24 protein-coding genes are annotated in these 24,097 nt (G+C 42.8%); 11 read left to right on the forward strand and 13 right to left on the reverse strand.

From position 1 onward, the window contains the following. The first annotated feature begins 43 nt into the window (after positions 1 to 43). From CO230_RS08010 to CO230_RS08025, 4 genes are read left to right on the forward strand one after another with little or no spacing between them, the layout of a single operon-like run. The gene (locus CO230_RS08010; RefSeq protein ID WP_122028119.1) at positions 44 to 757 is read left to right on the forward strand and encodes a CDP-alcohol phosphatidyltransferase family protein; all 714 of its coding nucleotides are present in this window, start codon (positions 44 to 46) and stop codon (positions 755 to 757) included. Positions 758 to 773: 16 nt separating this feature from the next. Next, positions 774 to 1,538, forward strand: a complete 765-nt coding sequence (locus CO230_RS08015; protein ID WP_122028120.1) for a 3'-5' exonuclease — start codon at positions 774 to 776, stop codon at positions 1,536 to 1,538. Positions 1,539 to 1,551: 13 nt separating this feature from the next. Next, positions 1,552 to 2,160, forward strand: a complete 609-nt coding sequence (locus CO230_RS08020; RefSeq protein WP_122028121.1) for a fumarylacetoacetate hydrolase family protein — start codon at positions 1,552 to 1,554, stop codon at positions 2,158 to 2,160. 58 nt (positions 2,161 to 2,218) lie between these two features. Continuing rightward, positions 2,219 to 2,653, forward strand: a complete 435-nt coding sequence (locus CO230_RS08025) for a universal stress protein (RefSeq protein WP_122028122.1) — start codon at positions 2,219 to 2,221, stop codon at positions 2,651 to 2,653. Positions 2,654 to 2,734: 81 nt separating this feature from the next. Here CO230_RS08025 and CO230_RS08030 read toward each other — a convergent pair whose 3' ends face one another. Continuing rightward, positions 2,735 to 2,968, reverse strand: a complete 234-nt coding sequence (locus tag CO230_RS08030) for a hypothetical protein (RefSeq protein WP_122028123.1) — start codon at positions 2,966 to 2,968, stop codon at positions 2,735 to 2,737. Between the two features lie 41 nt (positions 2,969 to 3,009). On the opposite strand from CO230_RS08030, the gene CO230_RS08035 reads away from it, so the two are divergent. From CO230_RS08035 to CO230_RS08045, 3 genes are read left to right on the forward strand one after another with little or no spacing between them, the layout of a single operon-like run. Further along, a complete protein-coding gene (locus CO230_RS08035; RefSeq protein ID WP_122028124.1) occupies positions 3,010 to 3,903 on the forward strand; it encodes a DUF6427 family protein in 894 nt (297 codons plus the stop codon). Positions 3,904 to 3,923: 20 nt separating this feature from the next. Further along, entirely contained in the window at positions 3,924 to 4,526 is a 603-nt protein-coding gene (locus CO230_RS08040) for a DUF3109 family protein (protein ID WP_122028125.1), read from the forward strand. A gap of 9 nt (positions 4,527 to 4,535) precedes the next feature. Next, a complete protein-coding gene (locus CO230_RS08045) occupies positions 4,536 to 5,180 on the forward strand; it encodes an MgtC/SapB family protein (protein WP_122028126.1) in 645 nt (214 codons plus the stop codon). 63 nt (positions 5,181 to 5,243) lie between these two features. Here the strand turns inward: CO230_RS08045 and CO230_RS08050 are convergent, their stop codons facing one another. The 4 genes from CO230_RS08050 to CO230_RS08065 form a co-directional block, all read right to left on the reverse strand. Further along, positions 5,244 to 6,578 carry a trigger factor gene (locus tag CO230_RS08050; RefSeq protein ID WP_122028127.1) on the reverse strand — a complete coding sequence of 445 codons (1,335 nt, stop codon included), beginning with the start codon at positions 6,576 to 6,578 and terminating at the stop codon, positions 5,244 to 5,246. A 130-nt stretch (positions 6,579 to 6,708) separates the two neighbouring features. Then, positions 6,709 to 7,269 (reverse strand): hypothetical protein, encoded by a 561-nt coding sequence (locus tag CO230_RS08055; RefSeq protein WP_122028128.1) that lies wholly within the window; start codon positions 7,267 to 7,269, stop codon positions 6,709 to 6,711. Positions 7,270 to 7,293: 24 nt separating this feature from the next. Beyond that, positions 7,294 to 9,675 (reverse strand): TonB-dependent receptor, encoded by a 2,382-nt coding sequence (locus CO230_RS08060; RefSeq protein ID WP_122028129.1) that lies wholly within the window; start codon positions 9,673 to 9,675, stop codon positions 7,294 to 7,296. 66 nt (positions 9,676 to 9,741) lie between these two features. Beyond that, a complete protein-coding gene (locus tag CO230_RS08065) occupies positions 9,742 to 10,146 on the reverse strand; it encodes a DUF2946 family protein (RefSeq protein WP_122028130.1) in 405 nt (134 codons plus the stop codon). 89 nt (positions 10,147 to 10,235) lie between these two features. Between CO230_RS08065 and pfkA the strand changes: the two genes are divergently transcribed. From pfkA to CO230_RS08080, 3 genes are all read left to right on the forward strand, one after another. Then, on the forward strand, positions 10,236 to 11,222 hold the full coding sequence (pfkA, locus tag CO230_RS08070) for a 6-phosphofructokinase (RefSeq protein WP_122028131.1): 987 nt from the start codon (positions 10,236 to 10,238) through the stop codon (positions 11,220 to 11,222). Positions 11,223 to 11,263: 41 nt separating this feature from the next. After that, positions 11,264 to 12,268 (forward strand): type I glyceraldehyde-3-phosphate dehydrogenase, encoded by a 1,005-nt coding sequence (gap, locus tag CO230_RS08075; protein ID WP_122028132.1) that lies wholly within the window; start codon positions 11,264 to 11,266, stop codon positions 12,266 to 12,268. 109 nt (positions 12,269 to 12,377) lie between these two features. Continuing rightward, on the forward strand, positions 12,378 to 13,583 hold the full coding sequence (locus CO230_RS08080; protein WP_122028133.1) for an oxygenase MpaB family protein: 1,206 nt from the start codon (positions 12,378 to 12,380) through the stop codon (positions 13,581 to 13,583). 55 nt (positions 13,584 to 13,638) lie between these two features. On the opposite strand, the gene CO230_RS08085 is transcribed toward CO230_RS08080, so the two are convergent. The 8 genes from CO230_RS08085 to aceB form a co-directional block, all read right to left on the reverse strand. Further along, positions 13,639 to 16,515 carry an alpha-amylase family glycosyl hydrolase gene (locus CO230_RS08085; protein ID WP_122028134.1) on the reverse strand — a complete coding sequence of 959 codons (2,877 nt, stop codon included), beginning with the start codon at positions 16,513 to 16,515 and terminating at the stop codon, positions 13,639 to 13,641. A gap of 90 nt (positions 16,516 to 16,605) precedes the next feature. Then, complete coding sequence (locus CO230_RS08090) at positions 16,606 to 17,334, reverse strand: DUF4230 domain-containing protein (RefSeq protein ID WP_122028135.1); 729 nt, start codon at positions 17,332 to 17,334, stop codon at positions 16,606 to 16,608. 57 nt (positions 17,335 to 17,391) lie between these two features. Next, positions 17,392 to 17,928 (reverse strand): hypothetical protein, encoded by a 537-nt coding sequence (locus tag CO230_RS08095; protein WP_122028136.1) that lies wholly within the window; start codon positions 17,926 to 17,928, stop codon positions 17,392 to 17,394. Between the two features lie 10 nt (positions 17,929 to 17,938). After that, positions 17,939 to 18,925: an acyl transferase gene (locus tag CO230_RS08100; RefSeq protein ID WP_122028137.1), complete on the reverse strand. Its 987-nt coding sequence runs from the start codon at positions 18,923 to 18,925 to the stop codon at positions 17,939 to 17,941. A gap of 22 nt (positions 18,926 to 18,947) precedes the next feature. Further along, positions 18,948 to 19,715 carry a UDP-2,3-diacylglucosamine diphosphatase gene (locus tag CO230_RS08105; protein WP_122028138.1) on the reverse strand — a complete coding sequence of 256 codons (768 nt, stop codon included), beginning with the start codon at positions 19,713 to 19,715 and terminating at the stop codon, positions 18,948 to 18,950. A 43-nt stretch (positions 19,716 to 19,758) separates the two neighbouring features. Beyond that, entirely contained in the window at positions 19,759 to 20,202 is a 444-nt protein-coding gene (locus CO230_RS08110; RefSeq protein ID WP_122028139.1) for a 6-pyruvoyl trahydropterin synthase family protein, read from the reverse strand. 123 nt (positions 20,203 to 20,325) lie between these two features. Next, positions 20,326 to 21,612 carry an isocitrate lyase gene (gene aceA / locus CO230_RS08115; protein WP_122028934.1) on the reverse strand — a complete coding sequence of 429 codons (1,287 nt, stop codon included), beginning with the start codon at positions 21,610 to 21,612 and terminating at the stop codon, positions 20,326 to 20,328. Positions 21,613 to 21,643: 31 nt separating this feature from the next. Then, on the reverse strand, positions 21,644 to 23,221 hold the full coding sequence (gene aceB, locus CO230_RS08120; protein ID WP_122028140.1) for a malate synthase A: 1,578 nt from the start codon (positions 23,219 to 23,221) through the stop codon (positions 21,644 to 21,646). Positions 23,222 to 23,386: 165 nt separating this feature from the next. Here aceB and CO230_RS12590 point away from each other — a divergent pair, with 165 nt between their 5' ends. Next, entirely contained in the window at positions 23,387 to 24,097 is a 711-nt protein-coding gene (locus CO230_RS12590; protein ID WP_122028141.1) for a helix-turn-helix domain-containing protein, read from the forward strand.

Consider the following 24,097-nt stretch of genomic DNA (forward strand, 5'->3'; position numbering starts at 1 on the left):
AAACCTTACTTTTGTATTACCTAATAAACAAAAGCATCCCTGCATGAATTTCATCAAAAATAATCTTGCCAACGCATTTACCCTCGCTAATCTGTTTTCAGGAAGTGTCGGTGTTATACAACTGCTTGCGGGTAATTATCACCTCACCGCGCTGTGCATCATCATTTCGCTGATTCTTGATTTTTTTGACGGTTTCGTGGCACGCGCGATGAAATCAAACTCTAACTTAGGCGCTCAACTGGATTCGCTGGCCGACATGGTGAGTTTTGGCCTGCTGCCAGGCATTGTGATGTACGAGGCGCTGGAGCCATTCGGTCAACAGTTTTTGGGGATGCAACTGCCATTTAGCATACAATATTTCGGGATCTTCATTGCTTTGTTTTCGTGTCTGCGACTGGCAATCTTCAATTTAGATGAGGAACAGACCTATTACTTCAAAGGTTTAAACACACCCTCCAACACCATATTGGTTTTCGGTTTGTACTATGCGTTTTTAGAGAATGGCAACTTTGCTTTCCTGTTTGAAAATGCGGCATTGCTTGTTCTATTCACCATCATTTCTTCCTGGCTGTTGATATCGCCGATAAAAATGATTGCCATGAAGTTTAAATCAAAGAAAATCTCCGACAATTCCCCCAAAATTGTACTGTTGGTAGGTGCCATTGCTATTCTGCTCCTTTTCGGCATCACCGGCATTCCGCTAACTATGCTGTATTATCTGGCCGTTTCGCTGGTCTTCCAGAAAAAACTCGGCTAAACTTTTATTAAAACTGATGAATTTAAAACTCCATAAACCCCTTTGTACCTTCGATCTCGAAACTACCGGCACCAATGTTGCCAAAGACCGAATCGTTGAAATCAGCATTCTGAAAGTCTATCCGGATGCTTCGCGCGAGAGCCGCACCTGGCGTGTAAATCCCCAAATGTACATCCCGAAAGAAGCCACCGCCGTACACGGCATCAGCGATGATGATGTAAAAGACGCACCGAAATTCCCCGAAATCGCCCCCAAAGTGATGGAGATGATTACCGGCACCGATTTGGCAGGCTTCAACAGCAACCGTTTCGATGTGCCTTTACTTGCGGAAGAATTATTACGCGCTGGTTTTGACTTCGACCTAAATAAGTTCAAACTTGTGGACGCACAGACGATTTTCCACAAAATGGAACCACGGAACCTTACCGCAGCTTACCGCTTCTATTGCAGAAAAGAACTTGTAGATGCCCATTCCGCGGAGGCTGATGTATTGGCGACTTTCGAGGTGCTGGATGCGCAGGTAGGCCATTATCCGGATTTACCAAAGGATATTGCCGGTCTTAGCGAATTTTCCTTCCACCACAAATTTGCAGATCTAGCAGGTTTTATCGCTTATGATGCAGAACAGAAAGAAATCTTCACATTCGGGAAATACAAAGGCCAGCGCGTGAAAGACGTCTTCCAGAAAGATTTGGGATATTACGGTTGGATTCAAAACGCTGATTTCCCACTTTATACCAAAAAAGTGCTCACTGCTATTCAGTTAAAAAGCAGATTTTAAAAAATATTCTTGTATGAAAATTATTTGCATTGGTCGTAATTACGCCGCACACGCCGCAGAACTGGGGAACGAAATCCCTGAAAATCCGGTGATCTTCATTAAACCCGATACCGCAGTGCTGAAAAAAGGTGCGGATTTCTATATCCCAGAATTCTCGCAAGATGTACATTATGAACTGGAAGTCGTGTTGAAAATTTCAAAAGGAGGCAAGTACATTCAGCCTGAAAACGCTGCACAATACTATCAGGAAATCGCACTCGGTATTGATTTTACGGCGCGTGATCTGCAGAGCCAGCTAAAAGCGAAAGGTTTGCCTTGGGAATTGGCGAAAGGTTTTGATGGCTCCGCGGTGATTACAGAGTTTTTCCCGAAAGAAGATTTCGATGTGAAAGACCTTCATTTCTCACTTCACAGAAACAAAGAAATGGTGCAAAATGGCCATACGAAGCAGATGATTTTTTCGCCGGAGGACATCATAGCGTTTGTATCGAAATATTTCACGTTGCGTGTGGGCGACCTTATCTTTACCGGCACCCCGGAAGGCGTAGGAAAAGTGTACGAAAACGATGTGTTAGAGGCTTACCTGGAACAACAGAAAGTGCTGGACCTAAGGATTCAGTAAACGTAATTTTTCTGTCACAGATAATTTTTGTAATTTTAAGAAAACAAAACCTAAAGTTATGACAAATATCGTATTGCCCGTAGATTTTGGAGATTCAACCGAAAAACTCATCAGCAGCGCAGTAAAATTTGCAAAAGAAGTGAATGGCCGCATCTGCCTTATACATGTGGCACCCGCGGACATTGGTTTTGCCATTGGCGACATGGGTTTCCAGTACTTTCCGGAAGTGGAACAAAATGAGATCAAGGAAGAGCTTCTTCAACTAAATAGCCTTGAGCAACGAATCCTAAGCGAGGATCTGGAGTGTGAACACCTACTGAAACAAGGGGTGCCCGGCGACATCATTTTAGAATATGCCAAAGAGAAAAACGCAGGCTATATCGTAATGGGTTCGCACGGACGCAGCGGTATTTATGATGTATTTGTAGGTAGCCTTACCAAAGAACTCACCCGCCGGTCAACCATCCCGGTACTTGTGATCCCGATGCATTAAGTCACCTTTATCATTAAAATACAAATCCCGGAACTGCGACAGCACTTCCGGGATTTACATAAAATTAGACGAATCAATTATTTAGTCTTCTTTTCTGTGGATTTTTGGATCGTAGTACGGATACTTACCTTCCGTAGGAGAAAAATACTCTTTATCCTTATCTCCCCCAAGCTTTGAAACCAATACCCAGCACCAGTAGGTGAACAGCGCCGAAGCTACCAGAAATAAAACCCAGTTGATCAGGTTACCTGCTGCATCAAACAAACCGAAAGACCATTTAAATGCATCGCTTAAGAAGAGAAAGAAAGACGTCATTTTTTCCTTTTTTAAATTAACTTTGCACAAAAATAATAAAAATGTTCCGATTACTTTCAAAAGAAAGCAATATTTTTTCTGCTCCGGTTTATATTGGTGTACTTCTTTTAATTGTTATTGGATTTAATTTTTTGGATTTCAACAGGTTAGGAATCCTCTCTGCGGCAATTACGTTTGCGGGCGTGGCTTTAGGCTACTTTTGTTTCAACGCAATAGCGCTTAATTATCAGACCCATCTGCCGCTTTTTTTGTACACAGCATTTATTTTTGCCCTATACCCGGGAAATCTTGATATTGGCATCGCCGTTTCTCTTTTCACCAATGCCATTATTCTGTTGTTACTTACCAATCCCGATATGTCGGTCCGTAAAAACTCTTATGTGCTGGTAGGAGTCTTGTTGGCGCTTAATTTTATCTTTTTGCCCACTACCTGGCCCATGTCGCTGTTCGTTATATTTCACATTATCGGCACTTCAGATCGGGTGGGGCTGCATTTTTTCAGGCTGTGTTACGGCATTTTAGTGATTGCGCTATCCTATTTCAGCATCGCCTATTTCTTGGATATGAATGCGTGGGATGATGCGTATTTTCCGTTCGGGAAATTCAGGCCATCAAAGAACCTTCAAGACCTGTTCTGGCTGATACCGACCGCTGTGATGCTGATTCATGCTGTTTGGGACCATTTCCGCAACTATAACCGGAAAAGCCCGGCAAGTAAATTCAAATACACATTTTTACTTGTATTTTCGGTAGCGCAACTTATCACCATTGTACTGTACATGGGCAACAGCTACGAATATCTGTTGTTACTTGCGTTTCCGTGTGCGATCATCCTCAGCAGGATGCTGAAATTTCTACCTAAAAGCTGGCTACAGGAAACTGCGCTCTGGCTTCTTATTCTCTCGCTGGTTGGTTTTAAACTGGCTAATTTTTAGACTTAAATTATAAATGAAGTATGATTCAGATTGAAGAAAAACTCATCTCCGAAGATATATTTTCCGAAGAGTTTGTATGTAACTTAACCAGATGTAAAGGCGCCTGCTGTGTTGCCGGAGACGTAGGTGCCCCACTTGAAAAATATGAAACCGAGATACTGGAAAATATTTTCGATCAGGTGAAACCTTATCTTCGGCCTGAAGGTGTAGCCGCCCTTGAAGGACAGGGGACCTGGACAATTGATCCCCACGATGGTGATTATGTAACCCCGATGGTGAACGGGGAAGAATGCGCGTACGTTATTTTTGACGATAAAGGCATTACAAAATGTGGCATTGAAAAGGCCTATGAAGATGGCGCAGTAGAGTGGCAAAAACCCATCTCGTGCCACCTCTACCCGATTCGTGTGACGGAATATTCGACCTTCACCGCGCTCAACTATCATGAATGGGAAATCTGCAACCCAGCCTGCGAACTGGGTAAGGAACTAAAGGTGCCGGTATATAAATTCCTGAAAACGCCTATTACACGAAAATACGGTGAAGAATTTTATGAAACCCTTTGCGAAGCAGCCGAAGAATGGGACCGCGAATTCAATCCAAAGAAAAAAGGTTACCTTTAAAATAAAAAAATGTCTGAACACTTTGAACTTTTAGATATTTACAAAGCCGTCATTTCGGTGATCGCTGGTCTTATTTTGGGTTTCGAGCGCGAAATGAAAGACAAATCCGCAGGTTTGAAGACCATTACTGTAATTTGCCTCGGCTCTACCCTTTTCTCTATCATCTCCTACAAGCTGGCAGGCAATGGCGACCCTACACGGATAGCCTCTTATATCGTGAGCGGCATTGGCTTCCTTGGCGCCGGTGTCATCTTCAAATCGGGCTTTACAGTGTACGGACTAACCACTGCCGGGGTGATATGGATTGCGGCGGCCATTGGGATGGCGATAGGCTTCGGTGAAGTGTATATGGCTTTTACCTTTTTGGTTTCGGCGATATTGGTAATAAATGCGGGCAGTTTCATTTCTCGTAAATACCTACCCCAACACCTCAACAAAATCCTGAAACTACAGTTGAATGAAGATAACTTCCGTGAGAAAACAGAATTAATGGAGCAGATCCGCAGGTTTGCCTCGCGCGCGGAAGAAATCGCTATTGAAAAGAAAGACCGTCATATTACGCTGACGCTTGAGATTCGTATTAAGAATTCCGAATTGGTGAAATTTGAGCAGTATCTTGTAGAAAACGAACATCTGTTATATTTCAGTTACTGATTCTCCGTAAAAAAAGCCGCCGCATCGTAGATGCGGCGGCTCTTTTGGCGTCTTTTTATAGACTTATTTTTTAATTTCCTCTAAAAACTCGTCGTGTGAGATCTGAGATTCATTTTTTGTAGCTTTTTCAAGGATCACATCTTTCAGTTTGGCCATCCCAACTTCAGAAGAGATCTGACGAAGCTGATCCTGATCTTTCAGCATTTCTACCGCATATTTCTGGATTTCTTCATCACCTAAATGGTGGATACCGTAAATCGCCAATTGGTTTCTTACCAACTGCTCTGCCTGTGCTAATACATCAGCATAATCAAGCTTTATTTCGTTATCGTTCATCAGTTTCCCTTCGATGATCTGGAATTTCAGTTGCTTCTTCTCGGATTCAAGGATTTCCTTAGCTTGGTTTTCATCCTTTACATTTTCATTGCTGAACATCAACCATTTTACCAAGAATTCCTCAGGTAGCTGTACTTCTTCTTTTTCGTTGATTTGCTCGAGGATTTTATTTACGAAGTGTACATCTGCATTCTGCTGAAAGTATTCATCAAGTTCGGTTTTCACCTTTTCTTTCAGTTCATCTTCGGATTTAATGTTTCCTTCACCATATACTTTATCGAAAAGTTCCTGGTTAAGTTCCGCAAGATTCAGTGCGTAGAAGTCTTTTACCTTCACTTCGATTTGGTCGTGGTGCAGGTGTGCGGTCTCTTCTTTACCGAAGCCGAGTTCAGAAGCAAGGGTTTCGTTATTTTGAAGATCTTCTTTTGAAACTTTTACAGAATCATCCATTTTAAGGTCTTTCACAAGATTGAAAGCCTCTTTTTTCTCGTTGTTAATCACGATGTTCTTTGGCGGATGGTTGTGCGCACCTTCAGCATCCTCTTCTACTACTTGGCTGATTTCCAATGCGATATGAGAATCATCACCGATGTTTTCTTGTGCAACCTGTTCAGCAAAACGCTTCTGCATATTTTCGATGCTCTGCATGATTTCCTTCTCAGAAGCTTCTACTTTATAATGTGGAGCCTCATATTTTGCAAGGTCAATAGTGAAATCTGGCTCATAACCTACTTCAAATGCTACTGAAAGCTGCTCTGCATTCAGGTTCAGCTCATCTACCGGCTGTGGGATAGGCTGGCCTACAAGGCGCAGGTTTTTTTCGTTGATATAACCGTTCAGTGCTTCAGAAACCTGCTTGTTGATTTCATCGTACGCAATCCCGGCTTCATATTGTTTTCTTACCATGCTCAGGGGCACTTTTCCTTTTCTGAAACCCGGAACCTGTGCATTTTTAGCATAATTAATCAGTTGTTTTTCAACTTTTTCCTTATAATCCGATTTATCTAAGGTAACTGTAAGTAACGCGCTTACTTCATCGTGATTGGTCGCTGTAACGTTCATTGTTATATATTGAAATTTTAGTTCGCAAAAATAGGAATTTTTTTTAGAATATTGGGTGGTTTATTGCTAAATTAAAAAACGGGAATGCACTACACACAGAGTTCTTCCCGCTGAAAATCAATCGTATCTGTTAATTGATGCCAATTACCGCGTTCACATCTGTCTCACCACCGGTGGTTTTCCCCTGCTGATTGGTTGCTGTAGGGAAATTTTGCTGGGCAGTAGCCGGCAGATGTACTAGTTTAATAACTGTATTTGCGTTGTTGGTGATGCTTTTTACATGCCATTCGGTGCGCAGACCTAGTTTCTGCCCGTCGGTTCTTACCACATCATTGTCGCGGCGCAAAATAGTGATGTCCGTTCCTGCAAACTCGTAGGTAATGAAATGCTCGTCTTTTTCTTGAGCAATTTCCTCATTCACACTGTCATAGTGGTCATTGTGTTTTACCAGGAAATCAAGTGATACATCATACGTTTGGCCTGCCAGAAGTGTAAGCTTTTTATCCGCAATCCCACCAATATAATTAATCGTTTGTCGGTCTTGCGGGTTGTTTTTATTCACCGCGGTCAACACTACTTTTTCAATTTCATCATGTTCATGGATATCTTCAGGAATATCGGCTGAATCGCGGCACGAAATCACCAGAACAACAGCAAAAAGCAATAGTAAGAGTTGGGTTACATTTTTCATTTTTAAATATTTTTATTGGTTAAATTAAAATTTGAACTGAAGTGTAGCGACGATATTCCTGCCCGGTTCTGGCATAAAATAGCGCAGGCGGTTAAGATATTCGCGGTAGTCTGTATTGAAGATATTATTGAACTTAAGGTGAACATTGATGTTTTTCAGCGGGCTGATCCCTACCCCGAAATGGAAGATATTATAACCCGGCGGCGGCGTACTGTAGTCAATTTCGCGGGAGACCATCATTCCGTTTTCAATGAAATCCACTGTTTGATTTCTCATAGGAAAACGCTTCTGCCGGGCTGTCGTTTCGTTTTCAAGCCTTATATAAAATTTGGACTCGGAAGTCGGTTTCCACTCGATCACATTGCGCCAGTGGGTTGGCATCATCAAAATCAATGGTTCATCATGTGAATAATCGTGCCCACGCAACAGGCTGAAAGAGGATGTCCAGCTCAACAGGTCCGAAACTTTCAGCGCCATATCCGCATCTATCCCTAAAATCTGTGCTTTGATCTGCTGATAGTTCCACACCACGAAAACGCCACGATTGGTGGTTTTCACACCTGTTGGCACCTGATTTATGAACGAATCTGAAAACATCAAGTAAGGATTAATCTCCACTGTAAACCCTTTCAATAAACTTGCTTTTGCCAATGCGGTAAAGTTCAGGCTGTACATCGTTTCTTTACCAATGCGCAGATCACCTTCTTCCATAATCGCCGCGGAATGATGCAGGCCGTCCGCGAAAAGTTCTGCCGCGTTGGGCGCACGATCGGTCTTTGCCGCATTAAATCTTAAAGTGAAATCTTTCCCTACCATATAGTTCATGCCAATATTACCCGATAAGTTGTGATAACCCAATACCGGCCTTGCCAGCACACGACTCCCGCTTTCCTTAATAAAAAACTGCGGATACAGTGTGGTGTAAGTATCCCAAGTTGATCGGTCGTAATATTTATACGCATCGAAACGGTTAAAATCATATCTGATGCCGGCTTCTACATCAACTTTGGGGTTAATCGCATATTTGAAAATCGAAAAGGCACCGGCGTCATAGCGGTAATAATCAGGGATCAAGCGGCGTGCTTCTGTAGCTGGATTGGGGTAATTATCTTGCATCCTGCCAGAAATGCCACTTTCCAAGCTCCATTTCCCTCTTTCTAAAAGATGACTGAGCGTGGCCTCATGCGTGGTTAACTGCAGGTCCATCGAAGGCACATCGCTGAGTTCTCCTTTACGGATATCAAATTCCTGCCGTTGGTTTAATTGAAAACTGTACTGAAAATCTAACCGTCCAAAGCCTGCAAACCTTTGATAAGCAGAAATCTTTGCAATATGATGTGTGACTTCTTGCCTCGGTGCGCCGATGTCGTAACTGAAGTCATCTAAAAAATAAGGCTGCCCGAAATTGATGGCCTGATAAAAATCCTGCGGCCCTCCTAAATGTGCTCCCTTAAAGATCCCAAACGTCTGCTGAATAGCGCTGTAACTAAGATCTATGCCATGCAAAAAACTGCGTTTCCCTATTGAAAAATTGAATGAGCCTATATCAGCACCCGTATTTTGAAGGGTATGATGAGACACATACTGGTCGCCGAGCTTCCGGTAACTACCCCCAGATTTCACAAACCACTGGTTTTCCCAGGTCTTTACAATTTCTGTCGACACTTCACCACCACGCCCGTTACTGATGGCAGAAAACTTCAGGTTTCCGTACAGCGAATCTTTTTTGGCGATTTCAGCTGGCTCTAACAACACTACACCGCCGGAGACTTCGTTACCATACCGCAGCGCAGAGGCACCTTTCACCACATCAATATGGCCGAACTGGTTCACATCCACATTCGGGGCGTGCTCTACTCCCCACTCCTGCTCAGCCATTTTCACACCATTATTCAGAATCGAGACACGTGTGCCATAAAGCCCATGGATAATAGGTTTCGAGATATTGTTACCCGTTTTCAAAGTGGTGACACCGGAAATATTCTTAAGTAAATTCCCAAGATTTTCTGGGGCACTTTTAGCGATTTCTTCTTCATTAAGCGTTCGCAGCACCACAGATCCCCCTTTTTTGTGGTTGGCGTGTATGGTAACTCCCTCAATGTCACCACTGTGATGCTCCAGACTTATGTTAATCATCAAATCCCTATCTACATTGATGAAATCGGTGAAATTATTACAGGCCGGGTGTGTGACCAAAAGTTTATGCGTTCCTTTCTTTACCCCGCTTAATTTGAAATTACCGTTGTTGTCAGAAGTGGTTTCAAGCGTCCCAAGTACGAGTCGCGCACCCGAGAGTACTGTTTTGTCATGAAAATCCTGTACGGTACCGGTTATTGTAAAATTTTTTTGCGCATGCATGAGTGTAATTCCAAACAGGAAAAACACTATTTTAAGAAGTGAATTCATTAAATAGATAAATTGCGCAGATGATTCTGTGAAAAATCTGCATAGTGACACATGATTTAAATTAAATTAAACAGCGTACACTGGGGGACCCCGAAGATAAAAAGCAGTAAAGGACTGGGAGTTGAAGCCATGAGCCACAAACCAATTGACCACCGATACAGCCTCTGCCTCGGAAAAAGCAAGAGGGAATTCCGCTGGAATCACAGAATGGCCGGTGCTTAAGAAATGACACCAGATACACGAAGCCGAATGCCCCGCCAAGGTTTCCTTGGAAAAGGTTTTCTCCGTATTCTTTTTCGCGAATTTCAGCAGAACCGGGCTGTTGTGCTGGTGCAGGCCCTGGGCGAATAACGCAACGAAAAGATAAACCCCCAAAAAGAGAGTTGATAAGAACTTTGCTATATCCTTATTCCTAAACATCCGGGCGAAAATAAGGATTTTATCCGAATCGGCGAAACAAAAACCGCGCATTTAAACAAGAATTAAAACAGCATCTTCCACTCTCAAAAACAAGGTTTATTTAAGGGAGTTTTTGTAAATTTGTAGTGAAAATTTTGAGTATGAAAGAAAGCGCTGTAAAAAAAATTGCAGTTTTTACGTCAGGTGGCGACGCACCTGGGATGAACGCCGCACTGCGGGCAGTTGTACGTACTGCCAGCCATTATAACATTGACTGTTATGGTGTAAGAGAAGGATATAATGGTCTTATAAATGATGATTTTACCAAAATGGGCCCGCGCTCGGTAAAAAATATCATCACCGAGGGAGGCACCATCCTGAAATCAGCCCGTTCCTTGGAATTCAAAACCAAACAAGGGCGCCAAAAAGCCTTCGATAACTGCCAGAAACATGACATTGATGCACTGGTTTGTATCGGTGGTGATGGCACTTTTACCGGCGCAAAAATTTTCAATGAAGAATTTGGTATTAAAGTAATTGGTGTGCCAGGTACCATTGATAATGATATTTTCGGTACTGATAACACCATAGGTTATGATACCGCACTGAATACCGCGATGGAAGCCATCGATAAAATACGTGATACCGCTACCTCCCACAACCGGGTATTCTTCGTGGAAGTGATGGGACGTGATGCCGGCTTCATCGCACTGAACAGCGGGTTGGCTACCGGCGCGATTGACATCCTGATCCCGGAACGCAAAGACAGCATCGAAGACCTCTTCAAAACCTTCGAACGTGCGGAAAAAGCCGGAAAGGCATCCAGCATCGTTGTAGTAGCAGAAGGTGAAAAGCTGGGCAGCATCTATGATCTGGCCAAAGCCACCAAAGCTGGTTTCCCGGATTATGATATTCGGGTGGCAGTTTTAGGACACATACAGCGCGGTGGTTCGCCAAGCTGTGCAGACCGTGTACTTGCCAGCCAACTTGGTTATGCAGCTGTAGTAGGACTTATGGAAGGCCGTACGAATGTGATGGCCGGTCTGAAATCTAATCAGATTGTTTATACGCCCATCGAGGAAGCCATTAAAAAACATAATGAAATTGACGCTAACCTGCTGAAAATTTCAGAAATTCTGGCCATCTAATTTAAATTAACATTATTAATCATTAAAAAAAACAAAATATTATGTCGACAATTAAAGTAGGAATTAACGGATTTGGTAGAATCGGACGTCTGGTTTTCCGCGTAATGACGGAAAGAGAAAATATCGAAGTTGTTGGAATCAACGACCTGATTGATGCTGATTACATGGCTTATATGCTAAAGTACGATTCCGTACACGGAAGATTCAACGGTGAAGTTTCCGTAGAAGGAAATGACCTAATCGTCAACGGAAAAAGAATTCGTGTAACTGCTGAAAAAGACCCTAACAACCTGAAATGGAATGAAGTAGGCGCAGAATATATTGTAGAATCTACCGGGCTTTTCCTTTCTAAAGAAACTGCGCAGGCACACATCAACGCTGGCGCTAAAAAAGTTGTACTTTCCGCTCCTTCAAAGGATGATACCCCAATGTTTGTAATGGGTGTAAACCACATGGATCTTACGGATGATATTAAAATCTTTTCAAACGCTTCTTGCACCACCAACTGCCTGGCCCCGCTTGCAAAAGTAGTGCATGATAATTTCGGTATCGTGGAAGGCTTGATGACTACTGTACACGCTACTACAGCCACACAGAAAACAGTTGACGGACCATCGATGAAAGACTGGCGAGGTGGTCGCTCTGCACTTAACAACATTATCCCGTCCTCTACCGGTGCCGCAAAAGCCGTAGGTAAAGTTATACCTTCCTTGAACGGCAAACTTACCGGCATGTCCTTCCGTGTACCGACTGCGGACGTATCTGTGGTAGATTTAACGGTTCGTTTAGAGAAAGCTACTTCTTACGAAGAGATCTGTGCTGCGATGAAAGCCGCTTCAGAAGGTGAACTTAAAGGTATTTTGGGATATACAGAGGATGCGGTGGTTTCTCAGGATTTCGTAGGCGAAAAAAGAACTTCTGTATTCGATAAAGACGCCGGAATCATGTTATCACCAAACTTTGTGAAATTGGTGTCATGGTATGATAACGAAATGGGTTACTCTAACAAATTAGCAGACCTTTTGGTACACTCCGCAAGTTTATAATAAGCAAGACATACCTCTTAAAAACCTTCCTTCCCGGAAGGTTTTTTCGTTCATAAACACCACGTCAAGATTTTATAGGCAAGATTTTTGTACAAACTCCAAATAAAAAATGCTTGCAAAACCGCAGTTTTATAACGCTCCACACTTCCGGAGTTTTTGGGAAAAAGGAAATGGAAAGGAACTTCTGGATTGGGCAAATATCACCATCGACATACAGGACTTTGATCAGTTTGCGCCACTTTACCATCAGTATGACGAGCTGGCCGATGATGTAGTGAAGGAAACCTATCTGAAGATGCCTTACAAACAAGCGAGCTCGCTGATCCATCATGGTGCCAGCAACAGGATCTCCGTTGATGATGACTATCCAGATATTCTTAAAGAATTCTTCATGCAAATGCAGCAAGTACCTGTATGGTTGAATAGAGACCTGGCAAATGCAGGCGCCCGTTTCTGTATGAGAAGCGGCACCAATGCCCTCATTATCCTTCGTGATTTTTCCCTTATGGGCGGTTACGATTATGCCTATCTGAATAAGCCTCTGATCTTTACCGGAATCTTGAAAAAAGGAGCCGTAAAAAGACTGAAGGACACCCTTGAATTCTGGATTGGCGTTACGCGTGAAAACGCGCTTGAAATTAATTCCGAAGCTTATCAACTCGTTGTCCGTACACGGTTGATGCACGCCTATGCACGCTTAAAAATAAAATCTGAAAGCACTAATTGGGATTACGAAAAATGGGGTGAACCTATTAATTATTGGGATATGATCGCCACGTATACCGGTTTCAGTCTGGTATTGATGCAGGGTTTACGGAAATTAGGGCTCGAAATTTCTGAACAGGAAGAACTCGGTGTTTTTCATCTTTGGAAGTACATTGGATATCTGCTCGGTATCCCAGCGGTATATTTGCCAGAGAACCGTCAAGAGGCGGTAAAACAATTATACCTCTGGAGTTCGGTACAGGACCAGGGCGATGAGGATTCTGTGCAACTCGCCCGTGCGCTGCTGGATGAAAATCTGGAAAATACCATCTACAAATATCCTTTCCAGCGGAAAATGCTGCTGAAGCTTCATCAAAGCATGAACTGGTTTCTGCTGGATGAAGACATTAATGAAAGACTACAAATTCCGAAGGTTGGGATAGCCACCGCTTTCCCGAAATTCATCATAACCGCCAACAAAATCGCACAAAGAATTTTCAGCCTTGATGATCCCGAGAAATATCAAAAACTTGTCATACGCGGTGATAAAGACCAAGTGCAGGTGCTGGAGGATTACATAAAACACTCCCCAAAAGATTTCAGGTATTAGAAATAAGAAAGGTCCGCAAAAATGCGGACCTTACTGGTTGTGTTTAACTAAAGTTTTATCTGACGATCATTTTGGTAACAGCTACCCCGTTTTCAGATTCCAGTTGCACCAGATACATACCGGATTTCAATACGTTCAGGGAAATGGTTTCCTCTCCGTTTTCCTTGTTAAGTTTCACTGTTTTAACGAGTGCACCAGATAAATCATACACGGAGACAGTGCCGTTTTTAGCATTGGTAAATCTTAGGTTGGCTAAACCGTTAGTAACCGGATTTTGCGCAAGCTTCAGTGAAACATTGTTTTTATTAGTACCTGTTTCATCTGTAGCTAGGGCTTGGGCGGCCGCGTTACCGAATATCCTGAAACCTCCCGGCTCTATCGTAATCGGCGCCGATGTACTGTTAACTGCTATTGTAGAATTATCCATGAGATTTACCCAGTTGCCGGTGTACGGAAAATCTGGAACTATGTTTTGTGGACTCAGCGTAAAGTTCGCCAAGATGACTACATTCTTCAATGCTGAAACAGCCGTTTCTTTCCAGATATAAATCCTAGGTGTCAGATTGCCGGACTCTACAGTGAAGGTTTTGGTATTAAATACTTCGTTAGACAATCTCAGTTCAAGGATTTTTGCCCAGGTATCAAATACCGATTTTCTGTCTGTATTGGTGTCATAGCCTAACCCGAAGGCGGTGGGTTTCGGGCTTAGCTTACAATCGCCCGGCAAAGAATCACCTTCCGTATTTACCGTTACACCATCTTCGCAGGTAAAGATACTTTTGTCATATCCAAGTTCTGCAAACTGCCAGATCATCTTTGGGCCTGGAACCGTAAGGAAAACTGCGCCATACGCTTTCTGGCGCTGCAATGCGTTGTTTAAATTCTTTGTGTCATAACCACCTGCCGCGTTACCGAAAGTGATATTCTTGTACATCAGCCTTTCTTCATCATGACTTTCACCATAACTCATGGCTCGTCTTTCGGTGAAACCGTGTGCTTCATAATCCACTCTGCTGAAATTGCTGGAAGCAGCGAACCCCATGGTATTCTGGTTATAGGCATTGGTATGTTTGTCCCACATCATAATTCCTTTACCTTCGCCGATGCGGTAATTTGCCCACTGCGTTTCCTCGGAATCGGTACCCAGGTGTTCAAAAATAATGTATGAAGACGCGTCATGGCTCCATTGGTTATCGGCATAGCCACGCAGGATGTTCACACGGTCAATTTGAAAACTGTTGGTACAGGCATCATCGCTGGCTGTGCAGTTTTGTGTAAAGCCTTTGGTTAAATCCCATCGGAAACCGTCTACTTTATATTCTTTAATCCAATGCTCGATGACACGGTTTACGTAATATTTTGTTTCCGGTTTTGAATGGTTAAAATCATTGAAAACATTGTAAGAATGCTTCGGTACCTGATTGAAATAAGGGTTATTGGCAGCGGTATCACCAAAGCCATCACCATCAGGATCATTCATCCATAACCTTTGTAACGGACTACGGCCAGTGGCGTGGTTCAGTGCGATATCTAAAATCACCGCAATACCATTCTGGTGGCAGAGATCAATAAATTCCTTGAATTTTTCGGGTGTTCCGTATGCTTTATCTAACGCATAGTGGAAGGAGGTGTTGTAGCCCCAGGAATTGTTGCCTTCAAATTCCATCACTGGCATCAGTTCAATAGCGTTGATCTTAAGTGATTTAAAATAAGCCATCTTATCAATCAGTGATTGCCAAGTCCTTTCAGTCGTAAAATCACGCACCAGCAATTCATAAACGATCAGGTTTTCTTTCGCTGGTTTCGCAAAGTTGGTAACCTTCCATGGATATTCAGATTGAGCGGTTTGGATAACCGAAACTTCAAACTGCTGTCCCGCCGGATATGCAGGCAGATTCGGGTAAACCATCGCATTTTGATTGATATACGGATCATCATATGGCGACAGCACGATTGGTGAATAAGGATCCGCGACCTTCACACCATCAGCGGCTCTGTACTGAAAAGTGTACACTTGCTGTGGCGTAAGCCCGGTAATCTCAATCCAATATAAATCAGGGTTTGTTGTGTCTCGCTTCATTAGATAGGCATCACTCACGGTCCAGTTATTAAAACTTCCAATAACGTGCAAGTGAAACTTATTTGGTGCGTAGATCGCCAGCCCCACTTTGGTAGGGTCCGCAGGATCATAATTAATCCCTTGTCTGATATAAGAAGGAATGGCTTGAGATACCACAGGTAATGCTAACGTGATATTAAAGGATTTGGTAACACTGCTGGTACCTGTGGTCGCAACAACATCAATCGTTGCAGTCTGGTTTGCGGTATAAGCATAGTTAAGTGTGGCAGATGCTGAAGGAGAAGTGTAAACAGTAGTCCCATTAGCTTTAACGGTATAAGTCGCTGCTTGAGAAGAAGTCCCCGTAATGTTAATCACCGCGCCTGGGTTTACCACCGTCGTGCTTCCGGAGAGTGGGTTGGTAAGATTAAACTGAAATTTCCCCACAGCCAGACTAATATCCTGGGATTGATAAGAACCATTCTGGGTTTTTACAAGAAAACTGACTTTTGAAAGCGGCTTTTCTCTGTTTCCGTAAAACGATTTCACCGTGTTCATCGTAAAAGTGTACGTCCCGGTAGATCCGGAGCTTGATACATGCGTGAGCTTATTGGCGGCGTTAGAGGCTCCCCAACTGCCGTTCGTAGGCGCGTCTGCCTGTACATTCGAAGAATCTGTGGACCAAGCCCAAAGATATAACGCCTTGGAGGCGGCCACACCAAAGGCCGTTTCGTTTACGGTAAACGTAATGGTGATAGATTCAGTTTCATCAAACTGTGACGGGTTAACCGAATACTGTATATTTTGTACTTGCTGCGCAAAAGCTACAGATGGTAACAGCACAGCCAAAATAAAGGCATAAAAATATTTCATCTGAATTTATTTAAGACAGTAAAAATAATAAAAATACCTGTCTTTAAATTCTTTATTTTATGATATTCAGCTGGTGATGTACTTTGGTAATTAAGATCCTGCTTCTTGCGGTTCCTGCGGCAGCATCTTACCCTGATCGCGGATGACCGATGTATTCTCTATGCTGAAGTTTTTGCCGGCAAGCAGTTCGGTAAGCAAAGTACGCATCTGTTCGGCGGCCACCTGTGGTAAATGCGATTTGCGGGCAGCTTCCATTACCTGCCGTTTTCCGTTTTGCTGAACTTTGGCCAAGTCATCTTTACTAAAAAGGTTAAAGAACTGCTCTTCGATGTTGTAATATTTGTAATCGGTTTCTGTAGAAAGAATTTCGGGTGGCGGAAAATGCACAAGCCTCACCGAACGGTTTTGCTCATCAATTTCCCATTTAAATTTCTCGAAATCATATCCTACCAACACTTTAGCCTGCACAATTACGAGCGCTTTTTTCTTCGATGGAATAAAATTAAATATCCGTGAAGTCTCTTCATAGTTATAAATCTCATTGAAATGTCCTTCCGCAGATACAATTTTGAAGACTTTGCGCATGCTTTCAGCAATGGTGTGCGAACTTTCGGTAATCACGGGTGGTGGCGAAACTGTTTTTTTTAAGGCTAAAAAAGTGATCAGCCCGCCCAGCATCAGCCCCAAAAGCAGCATCAGCAAAATCATCAAAGAGTTTACTGATTCGCTTTGTGTCATCTGATACATAAAAAATCCGAGGGATATTACCACGGCCAAGCCGATCAGCCAGATGATGGTTTTTGTATTTTTAGTATTCATGCACAATTATTTACACATCTGTATCAAATAAAGTGCAAATAGCGCATTGAAGGAAATTTATTGACCGGGATATTTCGGCGGTAGGATGAGTTCATCCCATTTCCCTTTGAGTTCAAGCTTTTTGAAGTAATAATTTCGGGCTATCATCCTTAGCATCAGGTCTTTGTCCACCAGATTCCAGAAACTTTCACCATGTACTTTTCGCGGCTTTCGGATTTCATGGAAAACGGTGGTCCAGTTATCGGGATTATGGTCAAACTCAATGATACCGCAGTGTTCTGGTATTTTATCATGATCTACCATCCCCATCGGAAGCAGGAAACTGAATTGATTGCACAAATAATCGCCACATGAGATTTTATCGTGTTTCAAGAATTTCTCTTTGGTTTTCGCATTCTGATAATGCTTCTTGAAATCGTTTTTGAAGTCGCTTTTAGAAAGTTTTATTTCAAATTCGTGGCTACAGCCGCCTTCATTCACCACCAGAATATCAGCTTCCCAGTCGGAATGGAAATGATTGGTGAGTACCAGATCTTTCTCAAAATCGCAGAACTGATTGATGAAATTATAGGTAAGTTCTTCTGCCTTAATCATTTAAACATATTTATGAAACCAGCAAGCTACAGCCTCGAATGTCCGAATGGTCTATCCGGCCTAAAACCTGAAAGGTGTGACCTGATTTTTTACCCAAATCCTGTGTCGCAATAAAACTGCAACTGTGTCGGTTTGCCAGGTCTATAATATTTATGGCACCGGTGCGGCCATCTTCCATATAAGAAAACGGGTCTTCGGTATTGCGGATTAACACGCGCATCCAGGCCGGGCTTTGGTAAATGTTTTCACCCATAGAATAAGCCTGCGATAACAGTTCAGTCATCGAATATTCCGAAAAAATACGGTCTGTACCAAATCCTTGCTGTAAAATCCTCAGCAGTTCATCCTTGGTCATCTCCTCTTTTCTACCTTTCATGCCGCCTGTTTCAATAACGGTGAAGTTTTCATTTGCATATAATTTCTGACCGTTTTTTTCAGTGGAATCTAAAAAATCCAGCAACGCAAAAGACACCCCGAATAACACCACCTTTTTGTTTTCTACAGAAAGGCGATGCAAAAGTTGCCAAAGTTCTTCATGATTATACAGAAAATAGCCGTTTTCTGGTTTGGTAGATTTCTTCATCAGGTAATCCACCATATAAATCAGCGATGAATGTTGCTTCTCGAGGTAACTGGGCAATAGGCCAAGAAAAACATACTCTTCCGGCGGGCCTATAAACTGGGTGAAACTGCGGTAAATACTTTGCTGATACAGTTTTTCATCAGCAATATGGTGTTTTGAAAGCGTCATTCTTGTCGTCCCTGAACTCTGGAAGAACAAACTGCTTTGTTTACCCGCATCAAGGATGGTATGGTTCTTAAACATCTCGATGGGCAGAAACGGTATCTTATGCACCTCATCCACAGATTCAGGAGAAATATGAAGGTAGTCCACAAATTTTCGGTACACTTCTACCTGTTTATACTGATGCAGAAAAGTCTCCAGACAGTGTTGGCGGAAAGCAGCTTCGGTGTTGATATTAAATATAGCGTTCATTGGAAAATGCCTGAAGTTAATTTTAAGACTCGAAAGTCCTGAGGTCGAATTGTTCACCGGTGAAGACACCATAAGTAAAATAGCTGATCCAGTCGCCTAAATTGATGTATTTCGCCTTCGCTTCAAGATCAAGTATCATAGGGAGATGGCGGTGTCCGTAGATGAAATAATCAATCTTTTCTGTTTTCAGTTTTTCTTTAGAGTAAATGATCAGATACTCTTTATCTTCTCCTAAAAACGCTTTGTCTTCCTCGCCCGAAATCATTTTATTTTTAGTAGAAAGGTACACGGCGATTTTCATTGCAATATCCGGATGAAGCCACCGGAATGCCCATTGCGCCAACGGATTGGTAAAAAGTTTTTTCATCCTTTTATACCCTTTATCTCCCGGTCCCAGTCCGTCACCATGTGCCAATAGAAAATGTTTTCCGTTGATATCGAAATATTGCTTTCCAAAAAAAACCGTACAGCCAATTTCTTCTTCAAAATAGTTTTTCATCCACAGATCATGGTTGCCTACGAACATAAAAAGCGCAATACCGGCATCTTTAAGCTCCGCAAGTTTCCCCAAAACCCGTACATATCCTTTGGGAATTACATGATGCCACTCGTGCCAGAAATCAAAAAGATCACCCATTAAAAACAACACCTGCGCGTCGTGCTTAATCTCCTCCAGCCAGCGAATGAATTTTTCTTCACGGATTTTGCTCCGTTTGGCGTCCGGCGCACCAAAATGCTGGTCTGACGCAAAATAAACTTTCTTATCTGGCTGTAAATGAATCTGTTTCATGGGCTAACAAGGCATTCCGATGGATTATGAATTAAGAGGGCAATTAATTTTCTTCAGCAAACCATTCTCCGTAAGAGTTTTCGGTTTCATGAAGTTTAAGGTAAGCGAGTTGCACATGTGACGGGAGTTGCCGTTTAATTTTATCAGCGATTTCATAGAGCATATTTTCGCACGTAGGCTGGTAGTTACAGAAAATCACTTTATGCCCTTTCTCCTCCAGCTCTTTCCCCAGTTGAAGATGCGGCGAAGCGCCATTTACTAACACCGCATGATCCCAAATATCTACAATCTCTGATTTTACAATGCTTTTTATATCACCAAAATCTACCACCATCCCATTCTTCGGATCGCCCAAATCGGCTATGGGTTTCCCTTTCACACTCACAAACAATTTATAAGAATGCCCATGCATGTTTTTGCATTTGCCATCGTAATTATACAGAACATGAGCGGTCTCAAAGGTGAAAATCTTGGTAATTCTTATCATGGTGCAAAGATAACGAAAGTTGATTTATCATCTTGCCAGATGAAAAGTTGCGTTTGCCTATGGTACAAAACAAAAAGTGCCACAAAGATTTCTCCCCATGGCACAAAAATATAACCAAAAAAATTACTGAAATTGCGCAGCTTCCGTGGAATCCTTCATAGCGGTAACCGAAGAATTGCCAGCGGTAATAATCGTTTGTAACGCATCAAAATAAGAAGTACCAACGAAGGTCTGATGCTTTACAGCCCTAAAACCTTCTTTCTGAAGGGCAAACTCTCGTTCCTGAAGTTCGCTGTAACCAGCCATACCCCGTTTTTTGTATGCTAAAGCCAGTTCAAACATCGAAGTATTCAGCGCATGGAAACCGGCAAGGGTGATGAACTGAAATTTATAGCCCATTTTTGCCAGTTCCTCACGGAAGGTCTCCATTTCAGCGACAGAGAGTTTCGCGGCCCAGTTGAAGGAGGGCGAGCAGTTGTAAGCAAGCATTTTACCGGGATATTTCGCGTGTATCCCTTCAGCGAATTTCCATGCATATTCTAAGTCAGGATTGCTGGTTTCCATCCAGATAAGGTCTGCGTACGGCGCATACGAAAGTCCACGGTCGATGCCCTGTTCCACCCCATTTCTCACATGATAAAAGCCTTCGGAAGTACGTTCCCCGGTAATGAACTTACGGTCGCGTCCATCAATATCAGAGGTTAGCAAATCAGCGGCATCAGCATCTGTACGGGCTACCAAAACAGTAGGCACACCGCAAACATCAGCAGCAAGCCGTGCCGCGATTAGTTTGTTTACCGCTTCCTGGGTGGGTACCAAAACTTTACCGCCAAGATGTCCGCATTTTTTGGCAGAAGAGAGCTGATCTTCAAAATGTACCCCGGCTGCACCTGCCTCGATCATCTGTTTCATAAGTTCATACGCATTGAGGTTTCCGCCAAAGCCTGCCTCAGCATCTGCAACAATAGGGACCAAATAGTTTTTGCGGTTGACTTCATCTACCCTATTAACGGACTGAATTTGGTCTGCGCGCAGTAGCGCATTATTGATTTTTTTAACAACACTTGGGACCGAATTGGCAGGGTAAAGGCTTTGATCAGGATACATTTCCCCGGATAAATTGGCATCTGCTGCCACTTGCCAACCAGAGAGATAAATCGCCTCCAGTCCTGCGTCAACCTCCTGTACTGCTTGGTTTCCGGTAAGTGCGCCAAGGCCGGCAACAAAATCCTGACGGTTAAGCTTCTCCCAAAGTTGCTGCGACATTAGCCGGGCAATGGTATGCTCGATGTTATAAGTCCCACGCAGTCTAAGGACTTCTTCGGCACTGTACGGTCTTTCAATGCCTTTCCAGCGGGGATTTTCTAGCCAGTCTTTTTCAAGTTGGGCTGTTTCGTTTTGATTTTTCATAATATTTAGATTTATTTTAATGATGGTGATTTCAGAGATATTTATAAGTTTCGAGGGTAAGGAATTCCGCGAAATAATCATTTAATACCAAATCGCTGAAAATCTCAGCTGCCAGCGAAAATTTTCCGTTTTCAAACCGTTCAGTCCCTATATATTGACGGATTTTCTGTAATTCTTCTTCCTGCCACTGTAAAATGAGTCCGGGTAAAAGCCGTCGCCCATCATCAAGTTTCACATCATTTTTAAGCCACTGCCAAAGCTGTGATCGGGATATTTCTGCTGTTGCCGCATCTTCCATCAAGTTATAAATTGCCGCAGCACCTACGCCCATCAACCACGATTCTATGTACAGAATCCCAACATTGATGTTCTTTCTAACCCCTGATTCCGTTACTTTTCCCTCAGGGACTTCAAGCAGGTCTTCGGCTGTAATTTGATATTCAAGAAACTTCTTATCTATTTGATTTGGTTGTGGCATATACGCATCAAAAATATCTTTTGCTATCGCTACCAGGCCAGGATGCGCCACCCATGTCCCGTCATGCCCATTCTTCACCTCACGCTCTTTGTCTGCCTTTATCTTTTTGAAAGCGGCTTCGTTTTCTTTCACATTATCTTTCACCGGTATATGTGCGGCCATACCACCAATTGCGTGTACATTTCTGCGATGACACGTCTGGATTACACTTTTAGAATAGGCTGCCATAAATGGTGATTCCATTGTGACCTGATCCCGGTCCGGAACCGTAAATTCAGGCAGATTCCTAAACTTTTTTATGTAAGAAAATATATAATCCCAACGTCCGCAGTTGAGGCCGGCACTATGTTCTCGCAGTTCATACAGGATCTCATGAAGCTGGAAGGATGCGGTGATGGTTTCAATTAAAACGGTGGCTTTGATGGTACCGTTGGGAATGTTCAGGTATTGTTGCGAGAACATGAAAACCTCGTTCCACCATCGCGCTTCGCGGTAATGTTCTAATTTTGGGAGATAGAAATAGGGCGCACTGCCTTTTTCAATTAGTTTCTGCGCATTCCGGAAGAAATAAATCCCGAAATCTATCAGCGACGCAGAAGCCTGGTCACCGTTAATGAGGATATGTTTTTCTTCCAGATGAAGACCGCGTGGCCGAACCTGTAATACGGCAGTACGCTCGTTCAGACGATATGCTTTGCCACTTTCATTCAAGAAACTGATGGTGCCAGTTACAGCATCGCTTAAGTTGATCTGCCCGTTCATACAGTTCTCCCAAGTGGGCGAATTGCTGTCCTCGAAATCTGCCATAAAAGTTGACGCACCCGAATTGAGTGCATTGATAATCATCTTACGCTCCACGGGCCCGGTAATTTCAACACGTCGGTCGAGCAAATCTGCGGGAAGCGGCGCGCATACCCAATCCGATGTGCGGATGTGTTCGGTATCCGGGAACAATCTAGGCATTTGGTGATGATCAAAATCTACCTGCTTCATGGCACGTGCAATGAGAAGTCGCTTTCTGGCTGAGTTAAATTTCTGATGCAACTGCACAAGAAACTCTTTCAATTCAGGTAAAAAGATTTCTGGATAAGCTTTTTGGGTAGTTATTCTAAAGTCTTCTGTAGATATCATAATTCAAATAATTATCAGTCCGCATAGCAAATCTACTTAAAATATTTTCACCATCAGCGAACGTTCGCTAAAATATCAGCAGAATAATTATGCAGAAAATATAGATTTTTCGTTAGCTTTGTATTCATCAGCAATTTAAAATACAAATCACGAATTATATAACAAATGGTACAGGACGGAGGATTGATAAAGTTAATTTTCGGACTGAAAGTGAAACAGTTGCGACAAAGGAAAAATCTGTCCTTACAAGAAGTAGCTGCCTTAACCGGAATCTCGAAATCTTATCTGAACGAGATTGAAAATGGTAAAAAATACCCAAAGCACGATAAAATCATCCCCATCGCGGCAGCGCTGGGCTGCACTTACAATGATTTGGTCTCTACCAAACTTGATAAAACGTTGGCACCTGTGATGGAAATGGTACAGTCGGATTTTTTTAAAGAAGTGCCACTTGAACTTTTTGGCATCAATAAGAATAACCTAATCGGCATCATCAGCGAGGCGCCTAAGCAAGTAACCGCTTTTGTAAATACGCTGATTGAAATCTCAAAAAATTATAACCTCAGCAAAGAGAATTTCTATTTTGCCGTCCTGCGAAGTTTCCAGGAACTTCATGACAATTATTTTGAAGAAATTGAAGAAAAGGCAGCGGCATATACCTCTAAAAACCATTTATCAGGCAACCCAAAAAGCGATGAGCTGGCTGCGTTGTTACAAAAAATTTCGGTTACGAAATTGAGACGGTGGACTTTGAAAGTTACGGCGCCGGCGGAAAACTGCGTTCACTGTTCATTCCTGAAAAAAACTGCTTCTACTGAACGCGCTGCTGAACGAAAACCAAAAGACATTTATATACGCAAAAGAAATCGGGTTTGA

Source organism: Chryseobacterium sp. 6424, assembly GCF_003692615.1.
In the GTDB taxonomy this organism is placed as follows: Bacteria; Bacteroidota; Bacteroidia; order Flavobacteriales; family Weeksellaceae; genus Kaistella.

Coding starts and splice junctions, on each gene's coding strand:
- CO230_RS08010 (WP_122028119.1), top strand. CDS start 44: ATGAATTTCATCAAAAATAATCTTGCCAACGCATTTACCCTCGCTAAT.
- CO230_RS08015 (WP_122028120.1), top strand. CDS start 774: ATGAATTTAAAACTCCATAAACCCCTTTGTACCTTCGATCTCGAAACT.
- CO230_RS08020 (WP_122028121.1), top strand. CDS start 1,552: ATGAAAATTATTTGCATTGGTCGTAATTACGCCGCACACGCCGCAGAA.
- CO230_RS08025 (WP_122028122.1), top strand. CDS start 2,219: ATGACAAATATCGTATTGCCCGTAGATTTTGGAGATTCAACCGAAAAA.
- CO230_RS08030 (WP_122028123.1), bottom strand. CDS start 2,968: ATGACGTCTTTCTTTCTCTTCTTAAGCGATGCATTTAAATGGTCTTTC.
- CO230_RS08035 (WP_122028124.1), top strand. CDS start 3,010: ATGTTCCGATTACTTTCAAAAGAAAGCAATATTTTTTCTGCTCCGGTT.
- CO230_RS08040 (WP_122028125.1), top strand. CDS start 3,924: ATGATTCAGATTGAAGAAAAACTCATCTCCGAAGATATATTTTCCGAA.
- CO230_RS08045 (WP_122028126.1), top strand. CDS start 4,536: ATGTCTGAACACTTTGAACTTTTAGATATTTACAAAGCCGTCATTTCG.
- CO230_RS08050 (WP_122028127.1), bottom strand. CDS start 6,578: ATGAACGTTACAGCGACCAATCACGATGAAGTAAGCGCGTTACTTACA.
- CO230_RS08055 (WP_122028128.1), bottom strand. CDS start 7,269: ATGAAAAATGTAACCCAACTCTTACTATTGCTTTTTGCTGTTGTTCTG.
- CO230_RS08060 (WP_122028129.1), bottom strand. CDS start 9,675: ATGAATTCACTTCTTAAAATAGTGTTTTTCCTGTTTGGAATTACACTC.
- CO230_RS08065 (WP_122028130.1), bottom strand. CDS start 10,146: ATGCGCGGTTTTTGTTTCGCCGATTCGGATAAAATCCTTATTTTCGCC.
- pfkA (WP_122028131.1), top strand. CDS start 10,236: ATGAAAGAAAGCGCTGTAAAAAAAATTGCAGTTTTTACGTCAGGTGGC.
- gap (WP_122028132.1), top strand. CDS start 11,264: ATGTCGACAATTAAAGTAGGAATTAACGGATTTGGTAGAATCGGACGT.
- CO230_RS08080 (WP_122028133.1), top strand. CDS start 12,378: ATGCTTGCAAAACCGCAGTTTTATAACGCTCCACACTTCCGGAGTTTT.
- CO230_RS08085 (WP_122028134.1), bottom strand. CDS start 16,515: ATGAAATATTTTTATGCCTTTATTTTGGCTGTGCTGTTACCATCTGTA.
- CO230_RS08090 (WP_122028135.1), bottom strand. CDS start 17,334: ATGAATACTAAAAATACAAAAACCATCATCTGGCTGATCGGCTTGGCC.
- CO230_RS08095 (WP_122028136.1), bottom strand. CDS start 17,928: ATGATTAAGGCAGAAGAACTTACCTATAATTTCATCAATCAGTTCTGC.
- CO230_RS08100 (WP_122028137.1), bottom strand. CDS start 18,925: ATGAACGCTATATTTAATATCAACACCGAAGCTGCTTTCCGCCAACAC.
- CO230_RS08105 (WP_122028138.1), bottom strand. CDS start 19,715: ATGAAACAGATTCATTTACAGCCAGATAAGAAAGTTTATTTTGCGTCA.
- CO230_RS08110 (WP_122028139.1), bottom strand. CDS start 20,202: ATGATAAGAATTACCAAGATTTTCACCTTTGAGACCGCTCATGTTCTG.
- aceA (WP_122028934.1), bottom strand. CDS start 21,612: ATGAAAAATCAAAACGAAACAGCCCAACTTGAAAAAGACTGGCTAGAA.
- aceB (WP_122028140.1), bottom strand. CDS start 23,221: ATGATATCTACAGAAGACTTTAGAATAACTACCCAAAAAGCTTATCCA.
- CO230_RS12590 (WP_122028141.1), top strand. CDS start 23,387: ATGGTACAGGACGGAGGATTGATAAAGTTAATTTTCGGACTGAAAGTG.